General features: G+C 37.3%; 19 protein-coding genes and 1 pseudogene. 11 read left to right on the top strand and 9 right to left on the bottom strand.

The window, feature by feature from the left end; genetic code table 11:
* Positions 1-105: 105 nt before the first annotated feature.
* A complete protein-coding gene (locus V7266_RS00860; protein ID WP_335465320.1) occupies positions 106-252 on the bottom strand; it encodes a hypothetical protein in 147 nt (48 codons plus the stop codon).
* Between the two features lie 200 nt (positions 253-452).
* Complete coding sequence (locus V7266_RS00865; RefSeq protein ID WP_335465322.1) at positions 453-599, bottom strand: hypothetical protein; 147 nt, start codon at positions 597-599, stop codon at positions 453-455.
* 187 nt (positions 600-786) lie between these two features.
* Here V7266_RS00865 and V7266_RS00870 point away from each other — a divergent pair, with 187 nt between their 5' ends.
* Positions 787-1,884 (top strand): GerAB/ArcD/ProY family transporter, encoded by a 1,098-nt coding sequence (locus V7266_RS00870; protein ID WP_335465323.1) that lies wholly within the window; start codon positions 787-789, stop codon positions 1,882-1,884.
* A gap of 40 nt (positions 1,885-1,924) precedes the next feature.
* Here the strand turns inward: V7266_RS00870 and V7266_RS00875 are convergent, their stop codons facing one another.
* Positions 1,925-2,494, bottom strand: coding sequence for a DUF421 domain-containing protein (locus V7266_RS00875; protein ID WP_335465325.1), 570 nt, complete (start codon positions 2,492-2,494; stop codon positions 1,925-1,927).
* A 366-nt stretch (positions 2,495-2,860) separates the two neighbouring features.
* On the opposite strand from V7266_RS00875, the gene V7266_RS00880 reads away from it, so the two are divergent.
* From V7266_RS00880 to proB, 3 genes and pseudogenes are all read left to right on the top strand, one after another.
* Positions 2,861-3,037, top strand: coding sequence for a Fur-regulated basic protein FbpA (locus V7266_RS00880; protein ID WP_335465326.1), 177 nt, complete (start codon positions 2,861-2,863; stop codon positions 3,035-3,037).
* Between the two features lie 15 nt (positions 3,038-3,052).
* Entirely contained in the window at positions 3,053-3,895 is an 843-nt protein-coding gene (proC, locus tag V7266_RS00885; protein WP_335465328.1) for a pyrroline-5-carboxylate reductase, read from the top strand.
* Positions 3,896-3,905: 10 nt separating this feature from the next.
* Positions 3,906-4,676, top strand: a pseudogene (gene proB, locus V7266_RS00890) (glutamate 5-kinase); the annotation flags it as partial.
* 168 nt (positions 4,677-4,844) lie between these two features.
* Here the strand turns inward: proB and V7266_RS00895 are convergent.
* Positions 4,845-6,236 (bottom strand): amino acid permease, encoded by a 1,392-nt coding sequence (locus V7266_RS00895; protein WP_335465330.1) that lies wholly within the window; start codon positions 6,234-6,236, stop codon positions 4,845-4,847.
* Positions 6,237-6,465: 229 nt separating this feature from the next.
* On the opposite strand from V7266_RS00895, the gene V7266_RS00900 reads away from it, so the two are divergent.
* The 3 genes from V7266_RS00900 to V7266_RS00910 all read left to right on the top strand — a co-directional run bounded on the left by V7266_RS00900 (position 6,466) and on the right by V7266_RS00910 (position 7,751).
* Positions 6,466-6,597, top strand: a complete 132-nt coding sequence (locus tag V7266_RS00900; RefSeq protein ID WP_335465331.1) for a hypothetical protein — start codon at positions 6,466-6,468, stop codon at positions 6,595-6,597.
* A 183-nt stretch (positions 6,598-6,780) separates the two neighbouring features.
* The gene (locus V7266_RS00905; protein WP_335465333.1) at positions 6,781-7,254 is read left to right on the top strand and encodes a hypothetical protein; all 474 of its coding nucleotides are present in this window, start codon (positions 6,781-6,783) and stop codon (positions 7,252-7,254) included.
* Positions 7,251-7,751, top strand: coding sequence for a hypothetical protein (locus V7266_RS00910; RefSeq protein ID WP_335465335.1), 501 nt, complete (start codon positions 7,251-7,253; stop codon positions 7,749-7,751). The genes V7266_RS00905 and V7266_RS00910 overlap by 4 nt, the downstream gene beginning before the upstream one ends.
* Before the next feature lie 56 nt (positions 7,752-7,807).
* On the opposite strand, the gene V7266_RS00915 is transcribed toward V7266_RS00910, so the two are convergent.
* A complete protein-coding gene (locus V7266_RS00915; protein ID WP_335465337.1) occupies positions 7,808-8,326 on the bottom strand; it encodes a DoxX family protein in 519 nt (172 codons plus the stop codon).
* A gap of 281 nt (positions 8,327-8,607) precedes the next feature.
* Between V7266_RS00915 and V7266_RS00920 the strand changes: the two genes are divergently transcribed.
* The 3 genes from V7266_RS00920 (at position 8,608) to V7266_RS00930 (ending at position 10,113) form a co-directional block, all read left to right on the top strand.
* Positions 8,608-9,516: a YIEGIA domain-containing protein gene (locus V7266_RS00920; protein WP_335465339.1), complete on the top strand. Its 909-nt coding sequence runs from the start codon at positions 8,608-8,610 to the stop codon at positions 9,514-9,516.
* Between the two features lies 1 nt (position 9,517).
* Entirely contained in the window at positions 9,518-9,724 is a 207-nt protein-coding gene (locus tag V7266_RS00925; RefSeq protein WP_335465341.1) for a capping complex subunit for YIEGIA, read from the top strand.
* 95 nt (positions 9,725-9,819) lie between these two features.
* Positions 9,820-10,113 carry an antibiotic biosynthesis monooxygenase family protein gene (locus V7266_RS00930; RefSeq protein WP_335465343.1) on the top strand — a complete coding sequence of 98 codons (294 nt, stop codon included), beginning with the start codon at positions 9,820-9,822 and terminating at the stop codon, positions 10,111-10,113.
* 120 nt (positions 10,114-10,233) lie between these two features.
* Here the strand turns inward: V7266_RS00930 and V7266_RS00935 are convergent, their stop codons facing one another.
* The 3 genes from V7266_RS00935 to V7266_RS00945 all read right to left on the bottom strand — a co-directional run bounded on the left by V7266_RS00935 (position 10,234) and on the right by V7266_RS00945 (position 11,514).
* A complete protein-coding gene (locus tag V7266_RS00935) occupies positions 10,234-10,452 on the bottom strand; it encodes a helix-turn-helix domain-containing protein (protein WP_004434885.1) in 219 nt (72 codons plus the stop codon).
* A gap of 10 nt (positions 10,453-10,462) precedes the next feature.
* On the bottom strand, positions 10,463-10,948 hold the full coding sequence (locus V7266_RS00940; RefSeq protein ID WP_335465345.1) for a DUF2975 domain-containing protein: 486 nt from the start codon (positions 10,946-10,948) through the stop codon (positions 10,463-10,465).
* A gap of 164 nt (positions 10,949-11,112) precedes the next feature.
* Complete coding sequence (locus tag V7266_RS00945; protein ID WP_335465347.1) at positions 11,113-11,514, bottom strand: GNAT family N-acetyltransferase; 402 nt, start codon at positions 11,512-11,514, stop codon at positions 11,113-11,115.
* 115 nt (positions 11,515-11,629) lie between these two features.
* On the opposite strand from V7266_RS00945, the gene V7266_RS00950 reads away from it, so the two are divergent.
* Positions 11,630-13,039 carry a PLP-dependent aminotransferase family protein gene (locus V7266_RS00950; protein ID WP_335465349.1) on the top strand — a complete coding sequence of 470 codons (1,410 nt, stop codon included), beginning with the start codon at positions 11,630-11,632 and terminating at the stop codon, positions 13,037-13,039.
* Between the two features lie 15 nt (positions 13,040-13,054).
* Here V7266_RS00950 and V7266_RS00955 read toward each other — a convergent pair whose 3' ends face one another.
* Positions 13,055-13,759 (bottom strand): polysaccharide deacetylase family protein, encoded by a 705-nt coding sequence (locus V7266_RS00955; protein ID WP_335465351.1) that lies wholly within the window; start codon positions 13,757-13,759, stop codon positions 13,055-13,057.
* Positions 13,760-13,779: the final 20 nt, after the last annotated feature.

Raw genomic sequence — 13,779 nt, forward strand, 5'->3', positions numbered from 1 at the left:
TTTATTTTGATATTCCATTTAAATTTTCTAAATAGAACAAAAAAACCTTTCGTGGGAGAAGGGTTTTTGCTTAAAAACTGGATATAGGTATGGGATGTTACTTTCTTATTGATTTAGAGTCAGTTCTGAGAAATGGACAAGTTTAATATCCCTATAATTTGAACCTTCTTCTGTAATTTCACAATAACCAGAGGAATATTGGTAAAGCAAAATAAATTTCTTCCCCTTAAAAATAACAGGAATCTTTGTCATTGAACTCACATCCCTTTATGTAAAAAATTTTTACATGGTACTACCTACAATCATTCCTAAAAAAAGGAAGGAAACTAGGGCTGATCAGCAGCTCTTGAGTTTCCTTCAAGAAAGGTACTAGGCAATTTTATTATAGTAGTTAAGTACCGTCAAAACCAAGCGTCTTGTAAGATTATCTAACATGGATTTTCTTCATTGTTTTATTTAAAATCAGAGGAATCAGTGTAATCGTAGCGTATCCCGTCTCTTTGAGCATCTGTTATTTCTTTTACCTGCTCTTGATTTGATGGTTGACCCTCTTCATTGCTCTTTATTTGATTGGTTTGCTCCCTATTAGTTGACTTCATCAAGTAAACCTCCAAATTTCAATTTTTACCCCCATATTATAACTAGAAAGCTAATAATTATTCAGACGTCCTTTTGTCGAGAAGTTTAACATCAAAGGTAATTAATAATTTGCGATTTTGGAGAAAATAAAGAAGTTGTGATGAAATGAAAACGTGCGTGCAGTTTTTATATAAAGGAAGTTTATTTATGGAAAAAATAAAAATTAATTCCTATCAACTGTTTGTCTTAGTCGTCCTATTTGAAATGGGTAGTGCTCTTCTATTAGCTCCAGGTGCAGAAGCGAAACAGGACGCCTGGATTAGTATTCTGCTTGGATTAGCAGGAGGTCTAGTCCTTTTTTTGGTCTATTATCGTCTCTATAAATTCTTCCCTAATGTCCCACTGACTAGTTATGTTCAAATTCTAGTTGGAAAATGGGTAGGAAGGTTGATAGGATTTTTATATGTCATGTATTTTATGTATTTGGCAGCAAGAATATTGCGTGATTTTGGTGAACTTTTAGTCACAACCGCTTATACGAATACTCCAATGTTTGTCATCAATTCACTCATGTTATTAACGATCATGTACGCTATTCATAAGGGATTGGAAGTCATTGCAAGAGTTTCTGAGTTGTTTTTTATCTTTATCTATTTATTTGCAGTAACAGGGTTTTTCGTCATTATGTTTACAGATTTAATTCACATAGAAAACATTAAACCGATTTTTGAATATGGGCCGTGGCCTGTCATTAAATCTTTTATGCGAACGACGCTTTATTTCCCATTTGGAGAAATGGTTGCCTTTACGATGCTTTTACCGTTTTTAAATAACCAAAAAAAAGTAAAATTGGTGTGTTTAGGCGGGATGGTATTAGCAGGTATTAATATTGTGATTACTTCAATAGTCAATATTTCTGTTCTTGGAGTTGATTTTTTTACACGTTCTACTTTCCCACTGTTATCCACAATTAGTAAAATTCATTTTTCGAATTTCTTAGAAAGATTAGATGTATTCTATATTCTTTATGCCATCATCAGTGGTTTTTTTAAAATTACGATCTTTTTTTTGGCGGCTGTATATGGGGCTGCTGATATTTTTAAAGTTGAAGATTATCGTAAGCTGGTTTTTCCAGTAGGGGTTATTATCTTATTTGGATCTAGGATTATTGCTGCTAATTATTCCGAACAGATCCATGAAGGATTGAAGTATGTTTCATTCATTTTACATATACCATTTCAAATTATTATTCCGATTGCCCTCTTGATTATTGCTTTTTTTCGATTTAGAAAAGGAGACAAGTAAAAGAAGGAGGAATTCTTTTCCTCCTCCATTTACGAATTACTTATTTTTCTAAAATACCAGGAACTTTATTAAATAAATTATCTTGCTTAGAATCTTGACCTTTTTGTAAACTTCCTTTCTGATTTTCACCTACCATTGCCATTAACTCTTCACGAGTTATCGGTTGAACATGTTCCATCAGTTCATAGCCCAATTCTCCATCTGTTTCAATTGTTGCCGTATTCACATTTGAAATATAAGCAATCCCTTTTTGACGGAGTTTCATTTCGAGCTGTTCGGTTGTCATTCGTAATTTCTTTAAGTTAGCTCCGATGATTTGACCATTCCGGATCACCACCGTTGCATTACCAGTTATAAAACGGTGGATGGTTTTAGACTTAATTTGAAGATATTGAACAAAAATTAAATAAAGGATAAAAAAGGTTAAGATTACAATGATTTGCCAGAATTTATGCTCTTTTATCGCGTGCCCCATTGTCGTTCCGATTGCTAAGATGATGACTACCTCTAGATTAGACATTTTAGCCATCGATTTTTTGCCAGCAATTCTCAGCAATAGGGTACTTATAAACAGAAGACCGAGTGCTTCTAACAGAAAAGTTAAATTCATTCATTCACCTCGAAAAACATCTATTAATGATTAGCTGAGCCGGAAAACGATGAAGTTATCTTCACTATATTGTTTCCCGTTTTAAATAAAAACAGCCATTTATCTTTTATTAAGAGGAGATAACATTTCCTTTAAGAGTCCGTAAAGAACCGTTAAATCGACAAATTCTTAAAAATGTTCCTTTATAATGGCATCTATGGGAAGGGAGCTGATCATGTTGAATGCGTTATAGACCGCCAAAGTAATCCCGCCAAGAGTACCCAAAACCTCATACTTCTAATTATGCATCCAGTTACATACCTTCCTTCATGCAGCATAAACTGCAAATCAATATAGAACAAGTAGGTTACAGGAGGTTTCTTACAAGTGGAAAATTTGCTACGTAAAGCAGTCCAGACTAAAAGACAATTCCTCATTAATAAGCTCATTCAATCCGGTATTTATAAGAAAAATAACAAACATTTATATGAATGGACTTTAAGTGAATTAGAGCAGGAGTTTAACGAAATCAAATCAGAGAATGCAAAACTACTACTTAAATGACGAGGGAGAGATCGAATGTTAATTAAACAGAAAATTGCATTTATTGGTGCTGGATCCATGGCTGAGGCATTAATTTCTGGGATGATAAAATCTAAAAGAATACCACCCAGTCAAATCCTTGTTACCAATCGTCAGGATGGAAAAAGATTAGTTGAACTTGTGGAACAATACGGAGTAAAAGGAATTCGGAGTGAAGAATTAAACCTCGAATTAGTCGACATCATCATTTTAGCCATGAAGCCTAAAGATATCGAAGGAGCTTTAGAATCATTAAAAAATCAGTTACACCCGCATCAATTAGTGTTTTCAGTAGTGGCCGGGATTCCAACGAAAACTATAGAAGATAAGCTGTTGGAGGGTCAGCAAGTAGTTCGTATCATGCCGAACACATCCGCTATGATTGGCGAATCAGCCACCGCTTTTGTACCAGGTAAACATACAAGCGGAATTTCTGTATTGTTGGCTGAGGAATTATTAGCCTGCCTGGGAACCGTTTATCAATTAGATGAGGGAGAAATGGATATTTTTACAGGGATAGCCGGGAGTGGGCCTGCTTATATTTATTACTTAATGGAACACATTGAAAGAGCAGGAATAGAGGCTGGACTTGATTCGAATACTGCAAGAAAGATAGGGGCACAGACCATTTTAGGGGCAGCCAAAATGATGATCCAGCAAAGTGAAACCCCTGCAGAATTACGAGAAAAAGTAACTTCACCCAACGGTACAACGGCTGCAGGACTTGAGGCATTAAAAATTCATGGCGGAGGCAAGGCCATTTTCCAAGCGATTAAGGGAGCAGCTCAGCGCTCAAAAGAATTAAGCTGGCAAATCCAAGAAATGATTAGTGAAAAATAGGAGTGATTTGATGACGTTTGACTCGAAAAGAAGAGTTGTCATAAAAATTGGGAGCAGCTCACTCACGAGCCTGCATGGGGAAATCAGCCGGAGGAAGCTAGAAAAATTAGTCGATCAGATTGTTCAATTAAAAGATGAAGGCCATGAAGTTTTATTGGTTTCATCAGGCGCGGTAGCAGCGGGCTACCGAAAACTTGGCTTAAAAGAGAAACCGACCACCTTACCAGAAAAACAAGCTGCTGCTTCGATAGGACAGAGTCTGTTGATGGAAGTTTACTCTGAGTATTTTCTTTCCCATGGCTATGTAGCCTCACAAATTCTCATCACCAGAGACGATTTTTCGGATGAGGATCGCTATAACAATGCCAGAAATACAATCAATGTCTTATTAGATCGTGGAATTGTCCCCATTATTAACGAAAACGACACGGTGACCGTCAAACGCCTTCAGTTTGGGGATAATGATACCCTTTCTGCCCAAGTTGCTGCCCTAATTGATGCAGAGCTGCTTATTATTTTATCGGACATCGATGGGCTATATAATGGCGACCCTCGCAAACAGCTTCACGCCAAGCGATTGGAACAGGTTCATGAAATTACACCATCTATAGAGGCGGCGGCTGGTGATTCTGGCAGTTCAATTGGTACCGGTGGCATGAAATCGAAAATCGACGCTTTTAAAATGGCAATGGCATCGGGAATACCTTCTTTTCTTGGAAAAGCGGGAACTCCGAATATTTTACTTGATGCTATGGAGCAAAAAGCGAAAGGAACTTATTTTTATTCCAAGGAAGAATTGCTGAAGCGATGATGGGGGGCATGGATCAGAAAAGCAAGTGGTCTTATTATAATGAAGGTTTAAGATTCTCCTCTAAAAATGACCATTCCGCAAAAGCTGCAAAATCCACTCAAAAAGAGGAGCCGCTAAAAGGAGGCGGCTCCTCTAATTTTAATCCCTCGTTAACTTACTCATTCGTCTTCCATAGAGGAAGTAAATCACCAATCCAAGGATCATCCAGATCACAAAACGGATCCAGGTAATCGGTGGTAGACTAATAATTAAATAGATGGAAAAACCAATCCCAATCAGAGGGATAACAGGTACAAACGGTGTCCGAAATTTTCTTTCAAGGTCCGGACGTTTCCTCCGAAGCAGGATAATAGAGGAACAGATGAGAATAAAGGCTGACAATGTGCCGATGTTAACGAGTTCCGCTACTTCACTAATCGGTGTTAATCCTGAAACGAGTGCAGAAATGACACCAATAATTAGTGTTGGCCGGTAGGGTGTTTTATACTTGGTATGAACTTGTGCAAACCAGTTTGGCAGCAAGCCGTCCCGGCTCATGGAAAACCAAATCCGTGACCCGGCGAGCATAAATGAAAATAGAACAGATAAAATGCCAGCGATGGCCGCAACAGAGATGATAAAGGTAATCCAATGAAGGCCGGCATGACTAAACGCTTTTGCAATGGGTGCAGCATTGTTAAGAGTTTCATAGTGAGCCATTCCGGTAATGACAAGGGACATGCCGATATATAAACATAGGGCAATCCCTAATGAAAATACGACTGCTCTTGGTAAATCACGCTGCGGATTTTTGGATTCTTCTGCCGCGGTCGTTAATGTATCATAACCGAATACAGCAAAGAAGACTAAGGCAGCACCACCCATGACACCGTGGAAGCCAAACGGCATAAAGGGATGCCAGTTAGCGGGTTCAATATAGAATGCACCGACTGCGATTACAACCAGTACAATACTTAATTTAATGATAACCATTAGGTTATTAAATCGTGCGCCCCATTCCATCCCAATCGTTAGTAATCCGGCAATGGCCAGACTGATAATCATGGAAATCAAGTCAATTCTATGACCAGCACCTGTTCCGGGTGCACCCTGTGCCCACACAGGCAAATGGATGCCAATCTGTGTGAGGATTTCTTGCATATACCCTGACCAGCCAATCGCCACGACGGCAATGACTAAGGTGTATTCGAGCAGCAAATCCCAGCCAATCAGCCAGGCGGCTCCTTCACCTAAAACCGCATAACTATACGTATAGGCACTGCCTGCGACTGGAATTAAGCCGGCAAACTCTGCATAACATAAAGCGGCGGCAGCGCTGGCCAGACCAGCGATGATAAATGATAACATAACAGCAGGACCCGCATGCTCAGCAGCAGCTACCCCGGTTAGCACGAAAATGCCGACGCCGATAATTCCGCCTAAACCAATCGCTGTAAGCTGCCAGAGTCCCAGTACACGCTTAAGACCTGAGTTCCCAGTACTTTCATTTTGAAGTTCATCAATTGACTTTTTCCGTAAAAAAGGATTCATAGTTGCCTCCTTATTTCTCTTTCGAAAGTAACAACCTATTTATTCGAAAGAGGTTTTGGGTTTAAATCACCCTATGTTCGCCAAAAAGTATTTATACAGCAATCATTTAAAACTAATCATTTTGTAAACAGAATGTAATCGTCCCCTATTTTTCCAATAAAAACCACAAGACATTTGTAAACGCTTCCATTATAATGATAGTAACGAATAGGAGAGGGGATACAACCAAATGGAACTTTTAATCGAACAATGTGAACATAACCAGTCTGAAGAACCATGTGAAAAGTGTACTCCGAAAACTGAAAGGGAAGAAAGTATTGATATCACAGAATATGATTATCATAAAAGACTGTGGTTTTGATAGACCGAGTGAGTTATACGTAGTTAATGTATTAGCCATCCCTTAAATAAAAAATTAGAGAGAACGGTCATTTTGACCGTTCTTTTGTATGGAGATAACCTATCAACAGAAAGAAACAAAAAATAGAATAAATTTACCTAGGAACGAAAAAAATATAAGTAAAAATTTTTGGAGTGTGCTCCCATGGGTTTTGCTTTTTATTTCTTTGTTTCTTGGCTTATCATCGTTATTTTTACATTAATGAAAAAGAGTCTATCGTTTGTCGAGAATTCATTTATTATATTGCTGCTTCTTATCATTAGCATAAATTTTTCATGGGTTACATCTGCGGAGTTAAACCTAATTGACATTTCGACTAAACCATTAAATTATACTGCTTTTATGCTTAACAGAAGTATCAACCTTCCATTTATCATCATTGTTGCCCTTAATTTAATAAAAAGTGTTCCTTCCACCGGCAGAGCCGTTCTCATTTCAGTTTGTTCAATTGTAGCATTAGTTTTCTTAGCGAGGCTGGGGTCAACCTTTGACATAACTAATCGGGAAAAATGGAATATTATGAACGATCTTATATACGTTGTTTTACTTCATCTTATTGCTTATTTTTCTTTGAAATTTTTACGGAAGATTAAACAAAGTGAGGCGATTAGCCGATGAGAATGTGGGAGAGTTTTGATAAAAATGAAATTTCTCTATTGATCATATTGGTAGTTGCTTATCTTGCTTATTTTCTATTAAGTAAAAAATTTACCCCGCAAGTTAGAATATTGGGTTTAGTTTGGGGAATAACCATGGGGATTTTATTTGATTTTACCATCGGTGGGGGACTGCTTGATTTCTATAGGATTAATGATTCAAACCATTATGAAGTGTCAGATATTTTTTATTATCTAGACTTTGGACCTTTTGGGTTTTTCTTTTTTTATTTCTATGAAACCATGCGGATTCGTAAAAAGACATTTATTTTTTATACAGTGGCTTGGGCTATTGTCGGAGTTGCTGCTCAGTGGCTGTTTACCTGGTTTGATATTATTACACTTCAAAAGGGCTACCATTTAGCCTATTCATTTCCAGTTTTTTTAATCGTACAAACTGCTACAGGAGCTTTTTTTGAACAAGTAAAGAAAAGGGAACAAATTCTAGTGGAAAGTTAATCCACAAATGGAACGGAAACAAAAGAGCCGCCATTGGCAGCTCTCTTTTTGAAAATTTATGCACTGACTTTATGTTTGACTTCACTAGTTTCTTTTTTAGCGATTTTTCTGAAGAAAGGTACTACCCAGCGGTCTAAGCCAATTCTACCAGCGTTGTAACCTGCTGTAAGGATAATGAAGCCTAAGAAAATGTCTCTTGGGTTATGAGAAACTGTTCCTGCTAGGAAGAAAGAGAAATTCATGACTAGACCAAAGAACATGGCAGTGGTTGTTAAGCATCCAAGGATTAAGCCTAGGCCAATTAGTGTTTCGCCAACAGGTACCATAACGTTAAAGACATCCACGTTTGGCAATGCAATGTGCTTTAAGAAGTCCACATACCAGCCAAATACAACTGCCCCGTCTGGTCCTTTTACTGGATTAGCGATCGCCCCTTTTAAGAACCCAGAAGCATCGAATCCGCCGCTAGTTAACTTTCCAATTCCTGCTGTGATCCAAGAGTAACCAAGGTATAAACGTAAAACAGTAAGGATGGCCGCTGCAATTTTATTCTCTCTTAAAAATTTGTTAAACATAAATGATTCCGCCCTTCAAATTTTGTTTTGTTCTTTATGGTTATAATATATACCTTTTGAGCTTTAATAACATGGGTATGTGAGTAAATTCACAATTTGTTAAAAATGTTTTGACGGAAATTTGAACGAAGCATAGAAAGTTTAAAACAACAGTCCGTATCTAAATTTTAGAGCAAATTGTTCCTATTAATCGCTTATTAAAAATATTCCTTACGTGTTTATTCATATTTTTCGCACGTCTCCTAACAATAGTAAAAAAGGAAAAAATGGGGGAATGTGTAATGGGTGGTCCATTAGAAAGGGATCAAGTCATTTTGATTGTAACTTCGCTAATTATAGGAACATTGGCACGTATCATCACAATTAAAGAAGATTTTCGCCAGTATCCGAGTTACCCGAATGGTTACTTGATCCATTTAGTATTAGGTTTCGTTGCCGCAGCATTAGGAGCTGTCGCAGTTCCTGCCTTAATGACGAAAAATTTTATTGCGGTGACATTTTTAACGTTAGCCATTCAGCAATTTAGGGATGTTAGAAAATCTGAACGTGAAAGTTTAAAAGACCTAGAAAACACCGAGTTTGCCTATAGAGGGGATGCCTATATTGATGGTATTTCAAAAACCTTTGAGTCCAGAAATTATTTTTCCCTGATTGTTGCATTAGGCTGCGCTATTACGATTCAACTTGTCGATAGTAAATCGAGCCTAATTAATATTATTTCCGGGGTCATCGTTGGTTTGATTCTAATTTATGTCTTAAAACGTTTTTCAAAAGGAAAAACAATTGGGGATATTTCTGAGGTAAGAGAAGGAAAAATCGAAGTCAAGAATCATGAATTGTTTGTGGATGGAATTTATGTTTCAAATCTGTTAGGCACTGAGAATGCCTCAAAGTTGTTTCAAGAGGAAGGTAGAGCGGTGGTTATCTATCCTAAGCAAGAGCATTTTCGTGTCACCCTTGAAAACTATGGCCAAAGCCAGGCAGCCCTATTTGAAGCGACAAAGACCTTAGGTGTAAAACGATATCATTTTACCAGACGAGATTTTAATGATGGACGAGTGGTCATCGCTTTAATACCGATTATAAATGATATGGATGGGCTCATTGAGGTTGTAAAGAAAACACCGCTGCTTGAAAGCAGTAAGAAAAGTCCTGCTGTCATGAAATCGAATATGGTGGGGAGGGAATAAGGTGGGAATCGAAACAGGTACCAAAGTGAATTATGATGTCCTTGCACTTGTGACGTTGAATAAAGATCGAATCTTGGGGGGAAAGCAACTGACCCTGTTGGCTGGTGATGAAGTAGAGCAAAAAACGATGACAGCTGACATTGCCAAAGCTCTAAAGGCGGATGTAGTGAAGATGACGTCAGGAGATTATTTGGTAATAAGAGGATAAGAAATGATAAAAGCCTTTATCTTGGAGTATTTAAGATAAAGGCTTTATTATGAATACATAAGAAAACAAGACAACTTTATTTAGGGGGAGAGTACATGATTTTGGAGGCCGCCATGCTTCAAGTAAAGGAAGGTATGATAGAGGAGTTTGAGAGAGTTTTCCGGCAAGCATCGGAAATTATTTCTTCCATGAAGGGATACATCTCACATGAATTACAGCGTTGTATAGAAGTTGAGGGAAAGTATTTACTTTTGGTTAAGTGGGAAACGTTAGAAGATCATACAGTAGGATTTAGGGAGTCAAGCGAATATCAAGAATGGAAAAGACTATTACACCATTTCTATGATCCCTTTCCAACCGTTGAACATTTTGATCCAATCCACCTTTAATTTAATCCACCTTATTTTGTCACTAAGTAAATAACATCAATAAACGCAAAGAAGGGATATCTTAATGACTATCCCTTAAATTCGCTATCGACTCCAGTTAAATAAATTAGATGTCTGTTTTTATTGAGTATCTTCGTCGCTTTTGTACTCCAAAATATCACCTGGCTGACAATCCAAAGTCTTACATATCGCTTCTAATGTTGAAAAACGAACCGCTTTTGCTTTTCCATTCTTCAGAATAGAAAGATTCGCCATAGTAATTCCAACCCTCTCCGAAAGCTCCGTTACGCTCATTTTTCGTTTTGCTAACATCACATCAATATTAATTATAATTGCCATACTCTCCACCTCAGACCGTCAAATCATTTTCAGATTTTATGTTAATCGCTTCTTGTAGAAGCCGTTGGAGGATAGCAGCAAAAACGGCGATAACCAACGAAGCAAAAATGATGATGAGTCCCATTATTCCAATTGGAGGGTCAACTTTCTTCGCTATATAATGAAAGAGTGGCATACCTAATACATACAAACCACTAATTGTAATTGCACAGTACTTTATGTTCTTTAACGCATTTACAGATAGTTCCGAGAACGCTGTGTTCTCGTCAATGTACCGTAAAAGATTGAAAGCCTGATAGAGAGCAAAGTAAAAAGGCACAGCCGCTCCATACATCACGATAAAAACGAGATATTTCATTGGGGCAATATTGGGATACAATTTTGCTGCAAAATTCGCCATATGGGGCACTAAAAATACACATAAAGCAAGCACTGCAATTCCAGCCAGAAAAATAATTGCCTTTAAGAAAGTGGTTGAACCACGTTTACCATTCAATTAAAAAACCTCACTTATTTAATGATAACGTGATTTTACCACATTATTTATCGTTTTTCAATAAATTTTTATTGATTTATATTGCATTATTATTGTTAACGGAATATCCTTTTTATTTAAAGTAAAGTGAACCACTTAAGAATATAAGCCACTTCTTTAATGTATTACCTTTTTCTAGGAATCATATATCCATTGTTAACCTTATCAAATCCAATATGCGGATAGTATTCCATCGCAATTGGGGAGGCAAGCAGCAATAAGGTTACTTCTTCACCAATCCGATCTTGTACGAATCGAACCAATTCCCTGCCAATTCCCCGATTTTGATACTCCTGATCAACCGCTAAATCTGATAAATAACAGCAGTAGCTAAAATCTGTAATCGCTCTAGCGACTCCCACAAGTTTATCCTCATCCCAAGCTGAAATAAGTATATCCGCATTCTCAATCATTCTTTCGAGACGATGTAAATCTTCATAAGGTCTTTTAAGTCCTGACAATTGGAATACACTTGATAAATCCTCCGCTGTTATCTTAACATCTTTCCTATAGTCGATAATTGCCATGTAGTCTTCATCCCTTCCTTCTTTATATTCTTGATTATATTTAATAGCTGATATGCCTAAAAGGGTCAGTTATAATATATTTAACCATGCCAGTTAGCTGAGGAGGGGGATGCAAATGTTTGAAATCACTTTAGTTTTAGACAACAAAAGTCGAGAACCGTTATACCTGCAACTCTATCAATATTTTAAACAAGAAATACAAAATGGGAAAATTGAAAAAGGAGTCATGCTGCCGTCAAAACGGAAACTCGCTTTACATCTTGGAGTAAGTCAGAATACAGTAGAATCCGCGTACCATCAATTATTCGCAGAAGGATACGTCGAGAGTTTGCCGAGAAAGGGGATCTTTGTAAAAGAAATACAGCAGGACCTGATTCTGACTCCTAATAAAGTCTCAACCATCCATAAAAACGATCATAAACAGGAAGGTGATTTGTATCTTGTTGATTTTAGCCATGGACAAATCGCCTTAGAACATTTCCCCTTTACTACTTGGAGAAGGCTAACCATTCAAAGTCTTTATGAAGAACAAAGTTCGTTTTTCTTAAATGATGAGCGCCAGGGGGAATACCCGCTTCGCGATGAAATTGCAAAATACCTATATCAATCAAGAGGAGTAAGGTGTGTACCTGAACAAATTATGGTCGGGGCAGGAACGCAATATTTAATTGGGTTATTAACGATGATAATAGGAAGAGATGCTATTTTCTCAATGGAAGAACCAGGCTATCACCGAACAAGGGAGGCCTTTAAGGATCAGGGTGTTTCCTTAGTCCCCATCCCTCTTGATCATGACGGAATTAGCATGAAACATTTATACAAGAGTCATGCACAAATCACCTATGTAACCCCATCTCACCAATTTCCGATTGGAATGGTCATGCCGATTACTAGAAGAATGGAATTATTAAAATGGGCAGAGAAAAACGGCAGGTACATTATCGAGGATGATTATGACGGAGAATTTCGTTATAAAGGAAAGCCAATTCCCTCATTGCAAGGATTAGACCCTAACAATAAAGTGATATATTTAGGTACTTTTTCTAAATCGTTGATCCCTTCGATAAGAATTAACTACTTGGTGTTACCACAACCCTTATTAAAAAAGTATAACGATCACTTTTCCCTTTATAAGCAAACCGTATCTCGTTTGCATCAGCATACATTATGGCAATTTATGAAAGAGGGACATTGGGAGAGACATTTAAATAAAATGAGAACGGTTTACCGAAAAAAACAGCATGCGTTAATCAGCGCCATTAAGAAAAAATTGGGTGACCAAACCACCATTATTGGAGATGATTCCGGTTTGCACATATTATTATCTGTTCAAAATGATATGTCGGAAAAACAATTAATTGAAAGTGCAAAGAAGTTTAAAGTGAAAGTGTATCCAACCTCTGTTTATTATCACCTGCCTAGTCGTGACAAAGGTCCTATGATTCTATTAGGCTTTGGCGGGTTAACGGAGAGTGAAATAGAACAAGGTATCCAATTATTGAAAAGGGCTTGGAAATTAAGCTAATCTCCAAGCCTATTTTTACTTTTTCAATTTTTGGAGTTCATTAACGGTTATGAATTTGTATCCTTGTTTAGATAGGGATAGTAGAATGCCTTGAATAGTTTTCAGTTCTTCGCCCGATTGATCATACATCGGATGGATCAGGATAATGGAGCCAGGTGTTACATTCTTCTTTACATAATTGACTTTATCTCTTGTAGAGGAGTAGTAGGTATCTGGTTCGATATTCCAAGTGATGGTATCTCGATTCTGTTTAGATAAGTAGTAAGGTAAGCCGAAAAGTTTTTTCCCATTTGGCGGCCGGAAATCGATTTCCCCTTTATATCCTGCATTTCGAATAAGTTTATCCGTTTTTTCTATTTCCTCTTTAATGTAAGAAGGGGATTTAAAAATCATCCGCTGATGGGAAAAAGTATGATTTCCCACTTGATGCCCTGCATCTACAATCTTTTTTGCTTCATCCGGATTTTTTTCAATCTCATTCCCAATTAAGAAAAAGGTCGCTTTTGCATTGTATTGCTTCAACAACGGAAGGATGTTGTCGATATTATTTGTAGGCCCATCATCAAAGGTTAAAGCGACGACCTTATGATTGGTTTTCACCTGATCCGTAAGGCCGCCAAACAACTGGAAGGTTCTTGAATTCATTAACTTATAAGATCCGAATAATAGGAGAAAAACGACCAGAACTCCTGTTCCAATCCATATTAATTTCTTTTTCATATAAGAAGCCTTTCTTTTTA

Source organism: Neobacillus drentensis (genome assembly GCF_036965645.1).
Lineage (GTDB): Bacteria > Bacillota > Bacilli > Bacillales > Cytobacillaceae > Neobacillus > Neobacillus drentensis_D.